The following is an 18,591-nucleotide window of genomic DNA, read 5'->3' on the forward strand; positions in this document are numbered from 1 at the left end:
CCTTGGTCGTCGATCGGGAGCGGCCACGCGGTTGTCGGCAAACCGTCAGCATGTGACGGCACTGTCGATGGCCAGATGCACCGTTCAGACGAACGTATAACCAGGAAGTTCAGATGCGGTTGCCCTTGCGCAACCCGTACGGCGCGAATTGCTAAGCATGGTTTTCCCGTACGAAAGCCGGGTTCGTGGTGAACACGCGTCTGGTTACGACGGCACGAACACGCCAACCGCCGCCAGCGCCATCGCGAGCGTTGCGAGCCATCCTCCCCACGCCAGCACGCCCTTGACGGCGAACTGTCCCATCACCCGGCGACTTCGCGCCATCAGCATCATGACGACCATGATCGGCACCGCGGTAACGCCATTGATGACCGCGCTCCAGTACAGCGCGCGGATCGGGTCGAAATGCATGAAGGTGATAGCCACACCGCCGACGATGGCCAGTGCGATCACCGCATAAAATTCGCGCGCGAGCGTCAGATGCAACCCCAGACTGCTGCGCCAGCGAAAGCTGCCCGCGGCGGCGTAGGCGGCCGAGCCGGCGAGAACCGGCAGTGCGAGCAGCCCGGTGCCGATGATGCCGAGCGCAAACAGGACGTAAGCAAAACGCCCGGCAAACGGCTCGAGCGCTCGCGCGGCATCGGCCGAGGTTTTTACTTCGATGTGGTGCAGATGCAGGGTAGCCGCCGCAGTCAACATGATGAAAAATGCAACGAAGTTCGACACCCCCATGCCGACCCACGTATCGAAGCGGATTCTTCGCAACTGCGCCGGCGCCTGGTGCGGCACGCGGCGCAGCGGCGCCTGTTCAGGTGCCGAGCGCATTTCTTCGACTTCCTGCGACGCCTGCCAGAAGAATAGATACGGACTGATCGTCGTACCCAGCACCGCGACGATCATGGTCAGATAGTCCGACGTCAGCGAGATGCGCGGCAACACAATCGCGCGCGCGACTTCGCCCCAAGGGATCGGCACGATGAGAGCGACCGCGACGTACGCAAGAAGCGATACGGCGGTCCACTTCAGAATCCGCGCATAGCTCTCGTATGGGACAAAAATCTGCAGGATGACCGAGAACGCCCCGAGGCCGACGACGTAAAGGTGCTGCGGACCTGGCAGCAGTAGCCCGGCCGCGGCGCCCATCGCCGACAGGTCAGCGGCGATGTTGATCACGTTTGCCACGACGAGCAGGGCGACCGCGCCGTACAGCAGCCACGCCGGATAATGCGCGCGGATGTTCGACGCGAGGCCCTTGCCGGTCACCCGGCCAATCTGCGCGCTCACCAGCTGGATCGCGGTCATCAGCGGATACGTGATCAGGATCACCCACAGAAGGTTGAACCCGAACTGCGCGCCGGCCTGCGAATAAGTGCCGATGCCGGATGGATCGTCGTCGGCCGCGCCGGTGATCAGGCCGGGGCCCAGGCGTCTGATCCAGGATCGCTCGACGGGATCGCGTACGGCGGATTCCGGCTCGATCAATTTATCGTCGTTCATATATATGTCACCTCGCCGCCACATTTAGCAAATTGCGGGCCCGGGGTGTTCGGGGCGGCGTTGCGCGGCTTCGGCGAGCAGAAGCGAAGCGCGGCTTCGGTGCAAATAGGCGGAAATAGGGGCTTCTGGAGGGGAGGAACGAACTTTGGGCCGTGCCGGCGGACGCCTGTCACCCGTGATGCGCTGGAGCCTTCGTCTGCAACTGGATCAAGTCGATTGCATAAAGCAATTCTTCGAGCACGATGGGCTTGGCAACGACGGCATCGACCTTGCCAGCGAAACTGGCCGCGTCTTCGGGCCGCGCCAGCGCGATGATGCGCGGTTTATCGATGCATGTATCGAAGCTCTCCACGAACCACAACGCTGTCGTAATCGAATTGACGGGAACGTCGAGAATGATCAATTGGCGCGACGGCTCGAGCCATATTTCATGCCAATGGTCGAAACCGAGCGCTTTGGAGCGCCCATATCCCTTTACATTGAGCAGAACCCGCAGAGAATCCCGGACCGCCTTGTCGTGCCCAACGATGACGACCGCGCCGATGCATTGTGATGGTCTCTTCACTGCGTGGGCCGTCGCGGCCCGCAGTTGCCACTGACAGCGCTGCCATTGCACCCGGGACAATTCGTAGTCGCGCTGCGCTTTCGACAGCGCATTCAGCGATGTTGCCGGGTTGCTTCTCAACTGTTGCAGATCGCGAGTCGCCTGGTCCAGTGCGGTGCAGGCGACGCAGAAGGCGAGCTTGTCTTCTGCGGTCGGTCCCGGATTCGAAGATGACACGCCGCGTTTCTCCCGAGCCGGTATGCACGTTTTGTGCCGTAGACCTTGCTCATTCCCGCAGCATAGGGCGGCAGGGCGCAAAATGCCAGGCGCGGCTCAGTCCATTCGCGGCTTGAACGCATACTGCTCGATCTCGCCGCCGCGTGCGACCACCGCCGTGCTCTCGGGAATTTCCTCCCAGATGCCCGGCAAGTCCGAGAGCGGCTCGGACAGCACGAGGAACGCATTCTCGCCGGCCGCCCTGATGCGCTCGTCGTCGGGATACAACTCGCGCAGATGGCGGAACGACGTGCTGTGAAACAGCGAGCGCGACTGGCCTTCGCTCGAATAACGGACCGCGATGATCTGCTCGCCGTCGGTCGCGCACACGGTCATGTTCAGCGGTTCATCGACGCCATGCCGGCGGCCGGCGGCTTCGACGAAGCCGACCATCCGCTCGAGCGCGGTGACGGGCGTGAGCTCCAGCCCGAAAGTCAGCGCCAGAAAAAACAGCACCTCGGAATCCGTCGAGCCCTCGATGGACGGGAACAGATCGGGGTCGATCTGCACCATCAGATCACGGCGCACCTTCGGGTAGTTGCGCACCAGCCCGTTGTGCGCGAACAGCCAGCGGCCGTGGCGGAACGGATGACAGTTGGTTTCCTGCGACGGCGTGTCGGTCGCCGCGCGTATATGAGCAACGAATAGCGGCGAATGGATCGCCCGGGCGGCCTCGCGTAGATTGCGGTCGCTCCATGCGGGCTGAATGCAGCGGTAGCGAAACGGAATGTCGGTGGGATGGCCATACCAGCCGATCCCGAAGCCGTCGCCATTGGTGGTGGTGGCGCCGAGCCGCGAATGCATGCTCTGATCGATCAGCGAATGCCGGGCGTTGAACAGCACGGTTTCGAGCTGAAGCGGATTGCCGGTATAAGCGAGCCAGCGGCACATGATTGGTCTCCTGTCGGTTGCGCATGACAAACCTACACCACCGCACGGGCGGCGTTTGTAGGACCAAAGTCCGATTGAGGGAGGCTTGATGCATGTCACCATAGACAAAGACGTTGCGCGCTAAGGTGCGTCCGTGCCGGGCATCAAGGCAGCCCTCCATGCACGAAGCGGACGTCATCCGCAGTTTGTCCGTTTCAAATCCCTTTCGCGACCTCGCGCCGACCTAATCCGATAGAGGCAGGACGCACATGAGCCATTTCCTGGACAGGTTACGTTACTTTACGGCCCCCCGTCCGCAGTTTTCGGATGGTCACGGTGCAGTCACAGATGAAGACCCGGCAATGGGATGACGCTTACCGCAAACGCTGGCAGCACGACAAGATAGTTCGTTCCACTCATGGAGTGAACTGCACGGGGTCCTGCTCATGGAAGATCTATGTGAAGGGCGGCATCGTCACGTGGGAAACGCAGCAGACGGACTATCCGCGCACCGCCAACGCGCAGCACTGAGATTCGCGCAGGCTGCAGGCTCTGCCAGCCAGCCTGCTTTTTTGCTGATGGAGGTGCCCGATGAAACGCCGTGAACTGTTGGTTGCGCTGGCCGCAGGCGCGCTCGCCGAGGGTTCTACCAGCCTGGCGCAGGGCGCCCAGGCGAAATTCACCGATCAGATCGAGTTGCCCAAGCCCAACCTCACAGGCACGGTGTCCCTCGAGGAAGCCATCGCGAAGCGCAGGTCCGTGCGCCGATTCGCGTCGAAGCCGCTGCCCGTCGAAGTTATCGGCCAATTGATGTGGGCGGGGCAGGGCATCACCAGCTCGGACGGTAAGCGCGCGGCTCCGGCGGCCGGCGCTTTGTATGCGCTCGAACTTTACGTGGTGACCGCCACGGAGGTGATGCACTATCTGCCGGAAGGCCATCGGGCCGAGAAGCGCGCCAGCCACGACCTGCGCCCCGAACTGCGAGCGCTTGCGGTCAACCAGGCGTCGGTCGAGGCGGCCCCGGCCTTGCTCGTGGTGGCCGCCGACCCCAGCAGGCTCACCGCGAGATATGGCGGGAGAGCCAATCTGTATGCCGATCTCGAGGTCGGGCATTCGACCCAGAACATGCTGCTGCAGATCGTCACGCTGGGGCTAGTCGCCGTGCCCGTGGGCGCCGTCGACGGGGCTCCGGCGGCGCGCAAGCTCGGGCTGCCTCACGGCCAGACCGTCCTCTATCTGATCCCGGTAGGCTATCCGGCCTGAGTCGTTCGGAGAGGCACGATCAGTTCGATCAAACCTTCGCGAGTTTTACGGTCTCCAGCGTCGGGCGCTAATCGGCCAACGCCTGGGGCTGCACTCGCTTTGTTGCACGACCGGCAGTAGCGTATCGACACAGTCCAGCGCGTCCGTCAATCGCCCGAGCACGATCAGCGAGCGCGCCGCATCGAGACGACCGTGAAACATCGCGTCGCGCGGTCCAGCCCGTTCCACCATGTCGATGAGCTGCCCCATCTCGGCCTTGACGCGCGCGCGGTCGATAGGCCAGTGGCGGTCAATCCAGTTCCGAAGTGCGCGAACCAGCACCACGCAATCGTCGTACTCACACTGCAAGCTATCCATTGCCACCCTCAGCCGTATCCCGGGTCGGCCTGATCGAGCCGTTCATTGGGGGAACAAACCCTCCCCATCTCGCCCGCATCTAAATATCAAGCAAGCGGCGCGCCACGTGTCGCCGGTGCTGTGCATCGTTGCTAGAGCGGGGCTCGGCCATGTTCTCGCAATTCGGGCTCGAAGAATATCCATCGAGCGGTTGGAAAGCGCTCCTTCAATTCGTGCTCGATGCGGTCGATCGTGCGCACCATCTCGTTTGCATTGTCGTGCGGTTCGAGTTCGGCCTGAATCGCAATCACCAGATCCTCCGACCACTTCAAGGCAATCAGACTGACGATGCGACGGACTTCGCGGCGCTCGCTGAGCCACGCGCGCATCTCCTGGCGTATGCGCTGGTGCGCCGATTCACCCACGAGAAGCGATTGGATCTCGCGCATCGAGAACAGCGCCGTGGCCATGAGCACGATGCCGACGCCGACACTGCCGAGCGCATCGTAAAGCGGATTGCCGGTGAGAACCGTAATGCCGATCGCGATGAGGGAGACGAGCACGCCCGTCACCGCGGCGGCATCCTCGCTGACCGAGAGCATCACGGACGGCCTGCCGCTTTCCCTGAACCAGTTCAGTAGCCCGCCGGCGCGATGCCGGGGCTCGATCGTGCGAATGGAGGCTCTGAGAGCGACTGCCTCGATCACGCCGGACACGCACAACACGCCGATCGCGAGCAAGGGCTGTTCGAGCCGTGAGTGATGGATTGCTCGAAAGCCGCCGATCACCATCGACACAACGCCGCCGAAGATGAAAAGCTGCATCGCCACCAGCATTGCGTAGACATAGGTCGCGCGACCGAAGCCGAGTGGATGTTGCTCGTCGGGCTCGGCTCGCGCGGCGCGGTGACCGACGAGCAGCGCAATCTGGTTCAGACAGTCGGCGCTGGAGTGTACGGCTTCGGCGAGTGCGGACCCCGAGTTGGTGTAGAACGCGACGGCGAACTTGCACACGGCGACGGCGATATTCGATGCGAGGGCGTAGTAGACCGCCCGTGGCGCAGATATGTGCCGCCCGGACCTGGCCCTCATGACCCTATCTCCTTGTTCAAATCGAACACGGGCGATTCCCGAGCTTGGAGATTGAACAGCAAAAAGCAGACCTCGAGACGCGAGACGCCTGTCGACTACAGCAGAGTCCAACCGATCTGGCGTCCGTTGCAGTGTGCGAGCTGGAACATTCTCATCGGCCCTCTGTCACCTCTGTCGAGGAACCATACGAATGGAGACACAACATGACTTCCCACGCGACGACTGCCGGCGATCAACCGAACCGGCCGACACTGAGTGCCGACGAATCAGCAACACGGCAGGCAAGCGACGCGGTCGCCCGCTTGGTCGAGGAACTCCAGGCCGGCTGGGACCAGCATGACGCGGACCTGTCGAACCGCCACTTTGCCGCGGACATCATCTGGGGCAGCCCGTTCGGTGCATCTGTTCGTGGCTACGCGGAACTGCATCCGATCCATGCGCGATTGAAGCGATCGGGAAAGGGTGGCAATGCTTCCCGCTTCGAGATCGTCGGTGTTCTTGCGCCGGCTCCGGACGTGGCGGTCGCGCAAGTTCGGCGCGTAGCGCTCCGCCCGGACGGAGAGGTGGCGGAACCGTCCCATGACCTCGCGGCGCCGTTCTCCGAGATGGCCCTTTACGTACTGGTGCGCCGGGACGGAGTGTGGTGGGTCGCGGCGGGGCAGAACACGCCCATTCGGCCCGCTCCATAGCGTGACGACGGGCCGCTTGCGGGCTTCATATCGGCCTTCCGGTGGCTTTGTCGCCTTACATTCCCCTTTTCCTGGATGCAGGTTTTGTCCTGCTAAATAGAGGGTCTGTCCGTTGAGCATGTGACAATTTGGCCCTAGAGTGCGTCTACTAAAAACAGCCTGACCGTTCGGTTCAGCACACGGAGCGCACTATGGTCTATCAGATCACCCTCAATTTTGAAGACGGCGTAACTCGGCTTATCGACTGCGAAGACGGCGAGCGCATTACCGACGCCGCGATTCGCGCCAAACTCAATATTCCCCTCGATTGCCGTGACGGCGTGTGCGGTACCTGCAAGGCCGTATGCGAATCCGGCGAATACACGACGGGTGACTGCACGGATGAAGCCATCAGCGCGGAAGAGCTGGCCCAGCGCAAAGTCCTGACCTGCCAGATGAGCCCGAAGTCGGACTGCGTGATCCAGATCGCGTCGAGCTCGACGGGCAAGAGCGCTCGCATGCACCAAGGCCGTCTGACGTCGATCGAGCGCGTTTCGGAAAGCACCATTGCATTCGCCGCCAAACTCGAAGACCGTGTTGGTCTCGAATTCAAGGCCGGTCAATACGTGAACGTGACGGTTCCAGGCACGGATCAGACGCGCAGCTACTCATTCTCCTCGGGGACCCAAGACCGTGACGTCTCGTTCCTGGTGCGCAATGTGCCGCAAGGCCTGATGTCCACGTGGCTGGCCGAGAAGGCGAAGGTCGGTGCTGCGATCGAGTTCAAGGGTCCCTACGGCGGTTTCTATCTGCGTGAAATCGGGCGTCCGGTTCTGATGCTGGCCGGTGGCACGGGGCTCGCACCATTCCTGTCGATGCTTGACGAGGTCCTGAAGAGCGGCGGCAGTAAGTATCCGATTCACCTGATTCTGGGCGTGAATACGGACAACGATCTGGTGTGCGTTGATCAACTCGAAAGATACGCGAAGCTGATCCCCGGTTTCACGTACGCAACGGTTATCGCGGACAAGACGAGTGCTCACCCGCGTAAGGGTTGGGTCACCGATCACATCGAGGCCGCTCACCTCAATGACGGCGAAGTTGACATCTACCTGTGCGGGCCGCCCGCGATGGTCGATGCAGTAAGCAAGTATCTCAAGGACCAGAACGTGAATCCGACGAGTTTCCATTATGAAAAATTCGCTACGGCGGCGCCTGCACAAGCTGCTGCTCCGGCTGCGGCTTCTGTAGTCGTATCGCAAGTGGTGGATGCGCCCGTTTCGGCCTCGGACGCGGCCAGGGCTCTCGAACTGGGCTTGCTGCTCGGTCGCCTGAACGCAGATCAGATCCAGAAGTTCGGGGCCTTCGCTGCGGCACGGAAGGCGCTGGTTCAAGCAACGGGCGATGATCAACTGGTCAAGCTGTACGCAGAATTCGCACAAGACGATTTCGTGATGAAGGCGCTGGCCAAACACGTGAAGCATGATTCCGGGGCTATGTCGGCTCTGGCCGAAGAAGCCAAGGCCGGTGGTTGCCCGTTCCACGCGATGATCGACCAGGCGCCGGCGACCGCGCTCCCCCCATACTCGCATGAATTGAAGTGGCCCGAGGGTATGGAGCCGTTCAAGGTCGTCGACGACGGTTCGCAGGGCGACCCCTACGCTCACTACGAGTGGATGCGTGAAAACGCACCGGTTCTGCGCTGCCAGTCCACGACGTCCGACGTCTGGTTCCTGTCGCGTTACGAAGACGTGTTCAAGGCAGTCCGTAACACGAAGCTGTTCTCGTCGGAAGTGGTGAAGCCGGTGCCGCTCACGTTCCTCACGCTGTTTGACGGTGAAGCACACTCGCGTCTGCGCACGATTCTGCAACCGTCGTTTACGCCGCTGGCAATCGATCCGTTTGTTGAAGCGGTGACCGCACGTGCCAACGAACTGCTGGATGCGATGATCGCCAAGGGCGGTGGCGACGTGGTTCAGGACTTCTCGATTCCGCTGTCGATTCGCACGATTTCGGCCATGCTGGAAATTCCGGCAGAAGACGAAGAGAAGATGAAGTTCTGGTCGGACGAAACCTTCTCGTACTTCGGACGTATTGCACGTAACGCGCTGGGCACCGGTACCGATGAGCAGAGTGCTAACGATTTTTGGGAATACCTTCGCGTCCAAATGCTGAAGCTCATGAACACGGACAGCCAGTCGATTGGCGCGCACATCGCACGCATGTGGAAGGACGGGCTGCTCAGCGAGAAAGAGGCAAAGGAGCTGTGCTCGTTCGTGTTCATCGCCGGTCACGACACGACGACTATCCTGGTGGCCAACGCGTTCCGTATGATGGCCGAGCAGCCGCACCACCTCGAACGACTGCGCGCCAACATGGACGACTGCGAGAAGTTCGTGGAAGAGACGGCACGCTATCGTGGCACCGTCCAACGCGTGTCCCGCGTGACGACGGCTGATACGACAGTCGCCGGCGTTCACATCCCGAAGGGTTCGATCATCCGACTGCTGCTGTCCTCGGCCAACCGTGACTCGCGCAAGTTCCCGGACGGTGAGACGTTCAACATCGACCGCGATAACGAAGCACACATGGGCTTCGGAAATGGGATGCACAAATGCTTGGGTATGCCGCTGGCGAAGCTGGAGACGCTGCTGTCGGTGCGTGCGCTGGCACAGAAAGTGGGTTCGATCTCGCTCGATGCCACGAAGGAAATCAAGTACGTGCGTGGCAACAACTTGACGAACTCGGGACCGGAGCAGTTGTTTGTCAAGCTCACGGGCGCTAACCCAGCAGGAATCGCTCTTGGGCAGTAGAACGATACTCGGTTGGCCGTTCTCCCACTTGTTTGCGGAAGAAACGGCCGAAGTAGGCTTCATCCTGGAATCCTAGTTCGTTGGCGATTTGCTTCACGCTCATCGTTGAATAGCCGAGTAGTCGTTTTGCTTCATGGATAGAACGTGCGTCGATAGCCTCGATCGCTGAAGTACCAAATGCAGCATGGCAGATTCGGGAAAGTTGGCCGGTGGTTACGCCCATGTCTTTGGCGTACTCACCGACTGCCCGACGTTCCCGACAGTGCTTGTCGAGTAGGGCGCGGAATTTTTCAATTCTATCGGCCAGTGTTCGTTGCTCGGGATTCGCAGCCAGTTTCGCACTTTCGCTAAGACGTCCAACCTTAACTAATAAAGCGATCATCCGTGCAGCACCCGCAGCGAGTTGCCAACGCGCGTCTACCAGCGTCTCTTGTCGGATCGATTGAAAAACGGTCTCTAGCGGGGTCCCCTTGTCAAGGTTGAGTATTCCCGACAGAACTGCCGGAGTTCGAACGAATTCCAGTAGATCTGGGGCCAAGGCCATGATCACGGATTCGAGTGCTGGCTGAGCCGCCGTAACAACGTGTCCGTCAATGTCGTTCGCGAAGTGGAAGTTATGCACTGATTGTGCAGGGACCGTGATGAGGCAGGGGGCCTGAAATGTCCAGGTCCTGCCGTCAATCGAGGTCTCTCCACCACCGTGGGTGATGTATAGAACCTGGATGAGGGCACGGTGGACGTGAGGCTTGATTTCGAAGTCGAAAAGACTGGCACGTAGTGAGATAGGCTCGTAATGAACCATATCGTCATGAGGGGCATTGCTCTCCGCTCCGTAGAGCACGAAGTTCGAAATCGCATTTTGCTCCTGTTTCACGGTTTGTCCTGTTATTTGAGTGGTTTGTCCATTGTCACATAGTTGGCCTGCGTGTCAAATGGCGGAGCGATTCTCTATAGAAGTAACCTTTCCAAATAGTTGGGTATCCATATGAGTCAAGAAATCCAGAATCCGGTGCAGCCTGGGCTGCACCTGAATGGCAAGATTGTTGTCGTGACGGGCGCAGGCTCGGGTATCGGTGCCGGCATCGCACAGGCGTTCGCGCGCGTGGGGGCCCACGTTGCTCTCGTGGATAAAAACTTCGAAGGTGCGAAGGCCGTAGCCTCGTCGTTGCGTGATGAGGGTCTGCTTGCATTGCCGTTCGCTTGCGACGTATCGGATGAGAAGTCGGTAGCCGCTGCCGCTGACGATGTGCGTGCCACGATGGGTCCGGTCAACGCCCTGATCAACAATGCGGGCTTGCTCCGCGCAGGTTCGCTGGAAACGGTTTCCATCGAGGACTGGAATCTCTCACTGTCCGTGAACCTGACGGGCTACCTGCTGTGCGCTCGTTCGTTCGGCAAGGATATGCTGACCGCAGGCAAGGGCAGCATCGTTCACGTGGCTTCGATCGCAGCACTCAATCCGCAAACGAATAGCGGCTCCTATTCGCCGGGTAAGGCAGGTGTGCTCCTGCTCTCGCGTCAACTGGCAGCAGAGTGGGGCCCCCGTGGTGTGCGCTCGAACTGCGTGCTCCCGGGCATGATCCGTACCGCACTGTCGGCCAAGTTCTATGAAGAGCCGGGTTTCGAAGAGCGTCGTGCGCAAGTCGTGGCCTCGCGTCGTATCGGTGAACCGGAAGATCTGGCAGGACCCGCACTGTTCCTGGCCTCGGACCTCGCGGCCTACGTCAACGGCGCAGAGATTCTCACCGATGGCGGTCTGAACTGCATGCTCATGGACCAGGTTCCACGTCCTGGTTTCAACGCAGTGCCTGCAAAGTAATCAACAACAACAAGGAAGTCAGACATGACGAAGATAACTTGCGATTTGGTGGTCGTTGGTTCCGGTGCAGCCGGACTTGCTACGGCAATCACTGCAAAGAAGCGCGGCCTCAATGTTGTGGTCGTGGAAAAGGAAGCAGTGTTCGGTGGCACAACCGCGCTGTCAGGCGGCGTTCTCTGGATTCCGCTCTCCCACTATGGCCGTAAGCAGAATCGGGCAGACTCGGTAGAGAAGGTCAAGCAGTACCTGCAGGAAGAAGCGGGCAAGAATTACGACGACGCTGCTGTCTCGTGCTTTATCGAGAACGGCGCGAAGATGGTGGACTTCTTCGAGAAGGAAACCGAAACGAAGTTCGTACCCACGATGTATCCCGATTACAACCCGCATAAGCCAGGTGGACAGGATATCGGCCGCTCGATTTTGGCCGCACCGTACGACATTCGTGGCCTCGGCAAGGACATGAATCGTCTGAAGCCGCCGCTCGAAACGATCACGTTCATCGGCATGATGTTCAATTCGAGCAATGCCGACCTCAAGCATTTCTTTCAGGCAACGAAGAGCTTCAAGTCATTCTGCTACGTGGCAAAGCGTCTGGCCACACACGTCAAGGAACTGACGCTCTATCGTCGCGGCATCAACGTCACGAGTGGTAATGCGCTGGCCGCACGGCTCGCGGCCTCGGCGCTGAAGCTCGGTATTCCGATCATGACCTCGACGCCGGTTCGTGGTTTGCTGACCGAAAATGGCAAGGTCACGGGCGTGCGCGCTGTGGGCCCGGACGGTGAAGTCCAGATCGTGGCGAAGCACGGTGTCGTGCTCGCAGCAGGCGGCTTCCCTCACGACCTCAAGCGACTGGCCCAAGTCTACCCGCACGTCAAGAATGGGGGCACCCACTTGAGCCCGACGCCGGAAAGCAATACCGGTGACGGCGTCAACATGGCCGAGAAGGCTGGTGCAGCACTGGGTATGGGCTATGCCGACGCCAGCGCATGGATGCCGGTGTCGAAGGTGCCGCTCAGTGGTGGTCGTACCGGCGTGTTCCCGCACCTGCTGGACCGCTATAAGCCTGGCATTATCGGTGTGCTGTCCAATGGCAAGCGCTTCACCAACGAATCAAATTCGTACCACGACGTTGGTGCAGCACTGATGCGTGTATGCGAAGGCAAGCGTGAAACCGCGATGTGGCTCATCTGCGACAAGGATGCGCTGGCGAAATACGGTCTGGGCTACGTCAAGCCTGCACCGATGCCGACCGGTGGTCTGATCAAGAAGGGCTACCTGATCAAGGGCAAGACCCTGCGTGATCTGGCGAAACAGTGTGGTATCACCGCGGACACGCTGGAAAAGACGGTCGCTGAATACAACAAGGGCGCGGTCGTCGGCCAGGATATGCAATACGGTCGCGGCACGACGGCGTTCAACCGCTATCTTGCTGACCCGGAAAACAAGCCGAATCCGTGTGTCGCACCGGTCCAAAACGGTCCGTTCTACGCGGTCAAGGTGCTGATGGGCGACCTCGGTACGTTCGACGGTATCGAAACTGCGGTCACGGGCGAAGTGCTGCGTAAGGATGGTTCGCAGATCGAAGGTCTGTACGCAGTGGGTAACGACCGCAAATCAATGATGGGCGGTGCTTATCCGGGCGCTGGTATTACCCACGGTCCGAACATGACGTTTGGCTACGTCACGGGCAACACGATTGCAGACAAGGTGAATGGGAAGGGCGCATGGTAAATCTCGCAAAGCCGCTGGTCGATCACCGGACGTACACGATCGCACTTCGCAAGATGCCGGAGTTTCTGGAGGTGTTCAATCGATTGGCCATGCCGATTCTGCTCGAAACGCTGGGCCATCCTTTGGGTTTCTGGACCTCGATGGTTGGGCCACAGAATCAGTTCACCCATTTGTGGGGCTATGAGGATCTGGCCGACTACGAGCGCCGTTGTCGAGCCCGTGACACACACCCGGACTTCCCCAAGTATCTGGCGGCGTCGGGCCATCTGATTACCGCGCAAACGACCCAGCTTATTCGCGCTGCATCGATGCCCGGCGTCGCGAAATAACAGCATTGCAGCTGGGGCCTGGTGAAGCAATAAGGTATACGACTTATTAATGGACGAGTCCAGGCTGGGCCCCGGTATAACTTAGGTGAAGTGCAGGTTCCACTGACCGTGATTGACAGAAAACGCTGCCTTATACGAGTGCCATAAAACGCCGGAGAAGACTCGTCGGTAAGCAGTTGACCTTCGAAGTGTTCGGCGGTGCCAACAGGTGCAAAGCGCGTGGTTTGCACGTTCGATCTGCGGTCGCATAGCGGTGAACATCCGTACAGGTCGGGTGATCGTACACGGAGACGGCAAGCACTGTCCTGTCCGCAATTGCACACTGGGCGAAAGGGGCGGTTACCTGCTTTGAGAAAAACGGCCGGGACACTATCAACTCAGCCCTGATCGACAGCTTGCTCGACGGTGGGCAATGGACGGGTAGCGATCTTTTCCGGCTCCGCGCGCTTCACTCCGAGCGTTTGCAGCAACATTGGGCCGTGCGCTCGGGAAAATGCTCGCCGCTACAGCCCAGTTCTGTCAGCACGCCCGCCGCGCTCGCGCCCGGCACGACGAAGTTGAGCTCGGCGGCGATGGCACACAAACCGTGCCGCCCACTGCGAGAAATCCGATAAAGGGTCCGCCACCACGAACCGCTTCGCCGCAATCCCGTTGCCGATGTCGCGCAGCACTCGCTGATCGAGTCCGCGGCTCATTGCGCGTGCAGAAAACCCTTCAAGTATCAGAAAACGTCCCCACACGGGATCATGCGCGCTCGAAGGACCGTATGGCGCACCTAGACGGCGACTACTTCTGCGGGGTCGGAAACGCCGCCTGTAAGGCGAGCCGAAGCCCACGCCGGCGGCCTTCGTGATTTCGTTGATCGCCACGCCCTCCATGCCCTTTTCAGCCATCAGCCTGAGAGCAGCGTCGAGCAGGCGGGCTCGCGTCTCACGCTTGCGGCGCGCACCCCGCGGCTCCCGTTCTTCGGCAACGGGAGCGGTGGCGACGGACGCCGCAACGGTGGAACGCTTGCCTGCCCGGCGATTTGTCGTGTTGGTCATCGTGATTCCCGATCTGGACATACCGCGCAGTAGATTCGAATCTCTATATTGACAAAAACATCACCGATGAGTTTAATGTCATCAACGGCTTCGATCAACCGATTCGACAGAACCGATGGAGTGACCATGGAGACAGCAGCCAAAAACGGCGGGATCGCGCGCGCCCCGCATTGTCCTGCCCGCCCGCCGATGCGGGCATGCCGCCAGTAAGGCGTCTTTCGAAGCCGAATCGGCCATCGCGACCCCCTGTTCAGATTCCGACATGAAACTGACTACTGCACAGCCCGCTCGTCATCCCCATCCAACTGCAAAAGCGACCGCATTGGCCTATCTGGTATTCGAGCGACCGGACCTCGAACAAGCGGAGCGTTTTCTCAACGACTTTGGGCTTCGAACGGTATCGCGGGACGAGGCACTGCTCCTTCTGCGCGGGACAGACACTTCGCATTTTTGTTATGTAGTGCGTAGGGCGTCGAAAGCGCGGTTTGTGGGGTTCGGCCTGCAAGTTGGCAGCCGCGAGGAGCTTGATGCGCTGGCGAAGCTGCCGGGCGCGTCCGATGTTGAAAACTCCGCGCTAGCGGCCGGCGGCTACGTGGTGCGGCTGACAGACCCTTCCGGTTTCGCTATCGATGCGATATGGGGCCAGGCACCCGCGTCAGCATTGCCGCACCGCCTTCCGTTGCCATTCAATTCCGTCGATGCCACAGTTCGCGTCAACGATACGCAGCGACCGCCCGAGCGCGCTCCAGAGGTCATCCGGCTAGGGCATGTCGTACTCGAAGTCGCCGACTTTCAGGAAACCTGTGCCTGGTACACGCGGCACTTCGGGTTTATCCCTAGCGACGTGCAGGTGCTTCCCGACGGCTCGCCGGCGGTCGCGTTCATGCGTCTCGATCTTGGCGTCAATCCGGCCGATCATCACACGCTCGCTCTCGCTCAGGGATTCGCCGCGACCTACAGCCATAGCGCTTACGAGCTCATCGACGCGGACGCGGTCGGTATGGGCCAGCGCGTTTTGCGCGACAGTGGCTGGACGCACGCGTGGGGGATCGGCCGACATATCCTGGGCAGCCAGATTTTCGACTACTGGCAGGACCCGTGGGGCGACAAGCACGAACACTATTGCGACGGCGACCTGTTCACGTCAGGAGAGCCGACGGGGATCCATGCCGTGAGTCGGGAGGCAATGGCTCAGTGGGGGCCGACCATGCCGCGCAGCTTCACGAAGCCCAGATTCACGCCGACGAGCGTTGTGGTGCTTTTCAGAAACCTGCGTAACAGCCCTGACCTGACTCTGAGCAAGCTGCGAACGCTGGCAAAGATTTTCGCCTGAATCCAGGCATCCCTACTGATCCGGAGAATTGAACAATGGCACTTCACGTCCTGCATTATCTTCATCACGGCCGTGCCCAGTGGGGCGTGGTCGCGGAGGGCGCCATCACGCCGATTCCAGGCGAGTACGAGTCGACCGCCGCGTTCATCGAGGCCAATCCGGTGGAGCGGCTCATGATACTCAGCGGTCCATCGATTCCCGAATCGGAGGTGCAGTGGCTGTCGCCCATTACCGCCGACCAGCAGTTCATCTGCCAGGGCGCGAATTACCGCCAGCATATGATCGAGTCCGGCATGGACCCAGACGTCAAGAAATTCAACATGATTTTCACGAAGGCACCGAGCTGCATCGTTGCGGCGGACTCGGCCATCGTGAAACCACGCGCGGTGCGATTTCTCGACTATGAGATCGAACTCGGTCTCGTGCTCAAACGCGATATCACCTCGGCTGAAACTGTCACCGAGGAAAACCTGCACGAGTACATCGCGGGCGTTGTGATCGTCAACGATTATTCAGCGCGTGATATCCAGATTCCGCAGATGCAGTTTTACAAGGGCAAAAGCTTTCGGACATTTGGCCCTGTCGGCCCTTATCTTTGCCTGCTCGAGAAGCATGACATTCCGAAACTGAAAGAGCTCGTGCTGACGCTGACGGTCAACGGAACCGTCCGCCAGAACGACACTACTGCTGGCCTTGTCTATGGCCCGGCGGAGACTCTGACTGAGCTTTCCCGTGTGCACGACCTGCGCACAGGTGACCTGCTCGCAACCGGCACACCATCGGGATGTGCGCTGAGCATTCCTTCGCCGGAGAAGCAGCGCGCTGCGGCGCAGTTGCCCGAGGAGGATAAATGGCGGCTTTTCCTGAAGATGCAGGAGGACAGGCCTCAGTATCTTCAGGTGGGAGACGTTGTCGAGGCATGGATTGTCAGCCTCGATCGCTCAATCAACCTGGGCGTGCAGCAAAACGTCGTCGTTGAAGAGGCAGTATGAAAGACGCCGCAAAAGGACAGGATGTACTCGCTATCGAAGCATCGGGACAACTGCCGGAGCTTCCGTCGAGCACCTACGAAATGATCTGCAGGGGCGCTGCCATCAATCCATCGGCGCCCGCGCTTTCCTTCTTTCGAACAGCCGAGGACTATGCCAGCCCGGAGTGCTGGACGTACAGCGACCTGTTGCGTGATATCACGCGCACCGCAAACATGCTTTCGCGGCTGGGCGTGGAAAGGAACACCGTCATCGCCTATATGCTGCCGAATCTGCCAGAGACACACTTCGTGATCTGGGGAGGCGAAGCGGTGGGAATTGTCTGCGCTATCAATCCACTGCTTGAAAGCGAAGCCATCGGCGAATTGCTCAAGGCATCGGGTGCCAGCGTGCTCGTAACGCTCGCGCCGTTCCCCGGGACTGAACTATGGAAAAAAACGCAAGCGGTGTTGCATCATGTTCCCGCCATAAAAGATCTGGTGCTCGTTAATTTGGCCGACCGGATACCGGGGGAAAAAGGATTGGCAGCTCGGATACTGCAACGTGGCGAAACCGCAAGTCTGCATGGTAAAGGCGGCGTGCGCAGCGCGGTTCCCGCGCAGATCCGGATCCATGATTTTGGCACCGCAATAGCGAACGAGTCAGGAATATCGCTCGACGACTCGCCCTCGGCGCGGATCGACGATATCTCGTCCTGCTTCTGCACGGGCGGCACCACGGGACTGCCGAAGATCGCGATGCGCCGGCACCGTAATGAGGTTGCCAATGCGTGGAACGCCGGTCGGTTTCTCGGCGAAAGCATCGGTCCGGGCAAAACGATATTTTGCGGACTGCCTCTCTTTCATGTGAATGCCGTGATGGTGACAGGGCTACTAGCGTTCTCGCGCGGCGCTCATGTCGTTCTCGGCACACCGCAAGGATATCGCGGCGACGGTGTTGTAAAGCGTTTCTGGGAAATCGTTGAACATTACCGCATCAATTTCTTCAGCGGTGTGCCAACGCTCTATGGGTCACTGCTCGAGGTTGCTATTGGCGAGCACGATATCAGCTCGCTCGAGTATGGGCTGTGCGGTGCCGCGCCGATGCCAGTCGAATTGCTTCGCAATTTCGAGCATCGCACGGGGATCCAAATCCTCGAAGGCTACGGACTCACTGAAGGCGCCTGCGTGAGCAGCGTTAATCCGCCGCGTGGTGAACGCAGGGCGGGCTCGATTGGCCTTTGCCTTCCTGGTCAGGCTATGAAGGTCGTAGTGGCCGATGAGGCCGGCCGGTATACACGAGATTGCGCGGCAGACGAAGTCGGCCAGCTGGTGATCTCCGGACCGAATGTGTTCGTTGGATATTCCAGGCCAGAGCAGAACAGTGGGATCTGGATGGACCTCGGCGACGGCGAACGTTGGCTCAATACCGGCGATCTCGGGCGCCGCGATGCCGACGGATACTTCTGGCTCACGGGCCGGAAAAAGGAGCTGATCATTCGGGGCGGTCACAACATCGACCCTGCGGCTATCGAAGAAGCCTTGCATCGTCATCCGGCGGTACAGATCGCCGCCGCGGTGGGCCGGCCCGACGCGCATGCGGGCGAGTTGCCGGTTGCCTATGTCCAGCTCAAACCAGGCGTCACGACAACCGAAGCGGAACTGGCCGCATTCCTGCGCGCCAGCATCAGCGAGCGGGCTGCGCTTCCGAAAGGAATCCGCGTCATCGATACGATGCCGCTGACAGGCGTCGGCAAGATCTACAAGCCGGCGCTGAAATGGCGAGAAATGGCGGACGCATTGCGATCCGCACTCGTTGAGGCCGGCCTCAACGATGCAGCGGTGAGTATCGTCGAAGACACCGCTCGCGGGCTCTCGGCTCATGTCGAGCTCAACAGCGTCGAGTTCGAAGAGCTGGCGCGCGCGACGCTGGCGCGCTTTCCATTCGGCTTTTCGCTGTCCGTCGCGGCGAGCCCGGGCGGTAACGCGGGTCGCGCCTGAACGCCAG

15 protein-coding genes and 2 pseudogenes are annotated in these 18,591 nt (G+C 60.2%); 10 read left to right on the forward strand and 7 right to left on the reverse strand.

The features are described 5' to 3' along the window. Positions 1-204 precede the first annotated feature (204 nt). From AB4Y34_RS00895 to AB4Y34_RS00905, 3 genes are all read right to left on the reverse strand, one after another. The gene (locus tag AB4Y34_RS00895) at positions 205-1,497 is read right to left on the reverse strand and encodes an NRAMP family divalent metal transporter (protein ID WP_368714953.1); all 1,293 of its coding nucleotides are present in this window, start codon (positions 1,495-1,497) and stop codon (positions 205-207) included. Positions 1,498-1,666: 169 nt separating this feature from the next. Beyond that, positions 1,667-2,278: a response regulator receiver protein gene (locus tag AB4Y34_RS00900; protein WP_176379568.1), complete on the reverse strand. Its 612-nt coding sequence runs from the start codon at positions 2,276-2,278 to the stop codon at positions 1,667-1,669. A gap of 96 nt (positions 2,279-2,374) precedes the next feature. Continuing rightward, positions 2,375-3,208: a class II glutamine amidotransferase gene (locus AB4Y34_RS00905; RefSeq protein WP_368714954.1), complete on the reverse strand. Its 834-nt coding sequence runs from the start codon at positions 3,206-3,208 to the stop codon at positions 2,375-2,377. Between the two features lie 248 nt (positions 3,209-3,456). Here AB4Y34_RS00905 and AB4Y34_RS00910 point away from each other — a divergent pair. Next, a pseudogene (locus tag AB4Y34_RS00910) lies at positions 3,457-3,700 on the forward strand (nitrate reductase); the annotation flags it as partial. Positions 3,701-3,778: 78 nt separating this feature from the next. After that, positions 3,779-4,450, forward strand: a complete 672-nt coding sequence (locus tag AB4Y34_RS00915; protein ID WP_368595929.1) for a SagB/ThcOx family dehydrogenase — start codon at positions 3,779-3,781, stop codon at positions 4,448-4,450. 45 nt (positions 4,451-4,495) lie between these two features. On the opposite strand, the gene AB4Y34_RS00920 is transcribed toward AB4Y34_RS00915, so the two are convergent. Together AB4Y34_RS00920 and AB4Y34_RS00925 are read right to left on the reverse strand one after the other, a co-directional pair. Then, positions 4,496-4,807, reverse strand: a complete 312-nt coding sequence (locus AB4Y34_RS00920) for a hypothetical protein (RefSeq protein WP_368714955.1) — start codon at positions 4,805-4,807, stop codon at positions 4,496-4,498. Positions 4,808-4,938: 131 nt separating this feature from the next. Then, positions 4,939-5,877 carry a cation diffusion facilitator family transporter gene (locus tag AB4Y34_RS00925; protein WP_368714956.1) on the reverse strand — a complete coding sequence of 313 codons (939 nt, stop codon included), beginning with the start codon at positions 5,875-5,877 and terminating at the stop codon, positions 4,939-4,941. 203 nt (positions 5,878-6,080) lie between these two features. On the opposite strand from AB4Y34_RS00925, the gene AB4Y34_RS00930 reads away from it, so the two are divergent. Then, positions 6,081-6,566 (forward strand): SgcJ/EcaC family oxidoreductase, encoded by a 486-nt coding sequence (locus AB4Y34_RS00930; protein ID WP_368714957.1) that lies wholly within the window; start codon positions 6,081-6,083, stop codon positions 6,564-6,566. Positions 6,567-6,757: 191 nt separating this feature from the next. After that, entirely contained in the window at positions 6,758-9,358 is a 2,601-nt protein-coding gene (gene benC / locus AB4Y34_RS00935; RefSeq protein ID WP_368714958.1) for a benzoate 1,2-dioxygenase electron transfer component BenC, read from the forward strand. Here benC and AB4Y34_RS00940 read toward each other — a convergent pair. Continuing rightward, the gene (locus AB4Y34_RS00940; RefSeq protein WP_368714959.1) at positions 9,327-10,232 is read right to left on the reverse strand and encodes a helix-turn-helix domain-containing protein; all 906 of its coding nucleotides are present in this window, start codon (positions 10,230-10,232) and stop codon (positions 9,327-9,329) included. The two genes, benC and AB4Y34_RS00940, sit on opposite strands and share 32 nt — an antisense overlap. A gap of 111 nt (positions 10,233-10,343) precedes the next feature. Between AB4Y34_RS00940 and AB4Y34_RS00945 the strand changes: the two genes are divergently transcribed. Genes AB4Y34_RS00945 through AB4Y34_RS00955 form a run of 3 tightly spaced genes read left to right on the forward strand, consistent with a single transcriptional unit; the run spans position 10,344 to position 13,240 of the window. Continuing rightward, entirely contained in the window at positions 10,344-11,177 is an 834-nt protein-coding gene (locus tag AB4Y34_RS00945) for an SDR family NAD(P)-dependent oxidoreductase (RefSeq protein WP_176379460.1), read from the forward strand. Positions 11,178-11,201: 24 nt separating this feature from the next. After that, positions 11,202-12,911: an FAD-dependent oxidoreductase gene (locus AB4Y34_RS00950; RefSeq protein ID WP_176379461.1), complete on the forward strand. Its 1,710-nt coding sequence runs from the start codon at positions 11,202-11,204 to the stop codon at positions 12,909-12,911. Next, a complete protein-coding gene (locus AB4Y34_RS00955; RefSeq protein ID WP_176379462.1) occupies positions 12,905-13,240 on the forward strand; it encodes an NIPSNAP family protein in 336 nt (111 codons plus the stop codon). The genes AB4Y34_RS00950 and AB4Y34_RS00955 overlap by 7 nt, the downstream gene beginning before the upstream one ends. Positions 13,241-13,617: 377 nt before the next feature. Here AB4Y34_RS00955 and AB4Y34_RS00960 read toward each other — a convergent pair. Next, positions 13,618-14,283: pseudogene (locus AB4Y34_RS00960) on the reverse strand (TetR/AcrR family transcriptional regulator). 262 nt (positions 14,284-14,545) lie between these two features. Between AB4Y34_RS00960 and AB4Y34_RS00965 the strand changes: the two are divergent. From AB4Y34_RS00965 to AB4Y34_RS00975, 3 genes are read left to right on the forward strand one after another with little or no spacing between them, the layout of a single operon-like run. Continuing rightward, positions 14,546-15,616 carry a VOC family protein gene (locus AB4Y34_RS00965; protein WP_368714960.1) on the forward strand — a complete coding sequence of 357 codons (1,071 nt, stop codon included), beginning with the start codon at positions 14,546-14,548 and terminating at the stop codon, positions 15,614-15,616. Positions 15,617-15,651: 35 nt separating this feature from the next. Continuing rightward, positions 15,652-16,608 (forward strand): fumarylacetoacetate hydrolase family protein, encoded by a 957-nt coding sequence (locus AB4Y34_RS00970; protein ID WP_368714961.1) that lies wholly within the window; start codon positions 15,652-15,654, stop codon positions 16,606-16,608. Continuing rightward, on the forward strand, positions 16,605-18,584 hold the full coding sequence (locus AB4Y34_RS00975; protein WP_368714962.1) for an acyl-CoA synthetase: 1,980 nt from the start codon (positions 16,605-16,607) through the stop codon (positions 18,582-18,584). Before AB4Y34_RS00970 ends, AB4Y34_RS00975 begins: the two co-directional genes overlap by 4 nt. The last annotated feature ends 7 nt before the right edge of the window (positions 18,585-18,591 follow it).

Source organism: Paraburkholderia sp. BR10954, assembly GCF_040965775.1.
GTDB classification, from domain to species: domain Bacteria; phylum Pseudomonadota; class Gammaproteobacteria; order Burkholderiales; family Burkholderiaceae; genus Paraburkholderia; species Paraburkholderia youngii.